Origin of the sequence: Pantoea sp. VS1 (assembly GCF_002207995.1) — a bacterium.
GTDB classification, from domain to species: Bacteria; Pseudomonadota; Gammaproteobacteria; order Enterobacterales; family Enterobacteriaceae; genus Pantoea; species Pantoea dispersa.
On the sequence record NZ_NHZE01000103.1, the window covers coordinates 1 to 1,389 of the forward strand.

Genomic DNA, 1,389 nt, shown 5'->3' on the forward strand with positions numbered 1-1,389 from the left:
CCCGTTTCGCTCCCTCTTGCCAGATAATTCCGCCTCAATAATACTGTACATATAAACAGTAAAATAACAGGAGGAATTTTATGCGCGATTTACTCAGCTCTTTCGCAGTCGCACTGCAGCATGGCCGGGGCAGCAGATCATGAACCCGGGCAGCTATACCGCAGGCCTGACGCTGCTCTGGCCACCCATTTTTACGCCGAAGGTCAGGGTACCGCTTTATGCCGATCCGTGCGCCGCCGGCTTCCCCTCCCCTGCGCAGGATTATGTCGAGAAAGAACTCGATCTGAATGAGCTGTGCATCCGCCGGCGCGCCTCAACTTTTTTCGTGCGCGCCAGCGGTAACAGCATGCGTGACCTGGGCCTCTGCGACGGCGACGTCATGGTGGTTGACCGGGCCGAGGAAGCCGCGCACGGCGACATCGTGATTGCCGAGGTCAACGGCGAGTTTACGGTTAAGCGTCTGCAGCTGCAGCCCAGGCTCGCGCTGCTGCCCATGAATCCGGCCTACCCGGTGATCTACCCGGAGGAGCTGCAGCTGCTCGGCGTCGTGACCTGGTTCTTTAACAGTACCCGAGCCCGCCGGAGGTGATCATGCCCATGTTTGGTCTGGCCGACGTTAACTCCTTTTATGCCAGCTGCGAGGCGCTCTTCCGCCCTGACCTGCGCGGCAGGCCGGTGGTGGTTCTGAGCAACAACGACGGCTGCGTAATCGCGCGCAGCGCCGCTGCCAAAAAACTCGGCATAAAGATGGCCGCACCGTGGTTTCAGATCAAAAATGAGGGATATCCTGATAAGATTCATGTGTTTAGCTCAAATTACGCCCTATACCACTCGTTATCGAACAGGGTCATGATGGCACTGGAGGAAATGACGCCGAAGGTTGAGCAGTACTCAATTGACGAGATGTTCCTCGATTTAACCGGCATCGATGGCTGCGAGGACTTTGAGCACTTCGGCCGGCGCCTGCGCGCCCACGTGCTGGCCACGACCGGTCTGACCGTCGGCGTGGGCATGGGGCCGACAAAAACCCTTTCAAAATCAGCACAATGGGCCAGCAAGGAGTGGCCGCAGTTCCGCGGGGTGCTGGCGCTGACGCCGGATAATCCGAAGCGTACCGCGACGCTGCTGGAAAACCAGCCCGTGGAGGAGATATGGGGCGTCGGCCGGCGCATCAGCAGGCGGCTCAACCTGATGGGCATTGAAAACGCCCTGCAGCTGGCGCGCGCGCATCCTGCCCTCATCCGGAAAAACTTCAGCGTGGTGCTTGAACGCACCGTTCGCGAGCTCAACGGGGAATCGTGCATTCCCCTCGAGGAGTTTGCGCCGGCGAAACAGCAGATCGTCTGCAGCCGCTCTTTTGGTGAGCGCATTACGACAAAAGTGGCCATG

General features: G+C 59.1%; 2 protein-coding genes. Both read left to right on the plus strand.

Features of this window, described 5'->3' with window-relative positions; all coding sequences use genetic code 11:
- Nucleotides 1-139 precede the first annotated feature (139 nt).
- Entirely contained in the window at nucleotides 140-589 is a 450-nt protein-coding gene (gene umuD, locus CBW22_RS24080; protein ID WP_088518087.1) for a translesion error-prone DNA polymerase V autoproteolytic subunit, read from the plus strand.
- A gap of 8 nt (nucleotides 590-597) precedes the next feature.
- The coding region (gene umuC / locus CBW22_RS24085) for a translesion error-prone DNA polymerase V subunit UmuC (RefSeq protein WP_141097364.1) at nucleotides 598-1,389 on the plus strand (792 nt) is incomplete at its 3' end.

Coding starts and splice junctions, on each gene's coding strand:
- umuD (WP_088518087.1), top strand. CDS start 140: ATGAACCCGGGCAGCTATACCGCAGGCCTGACGCTGCTCTGGCCACCC.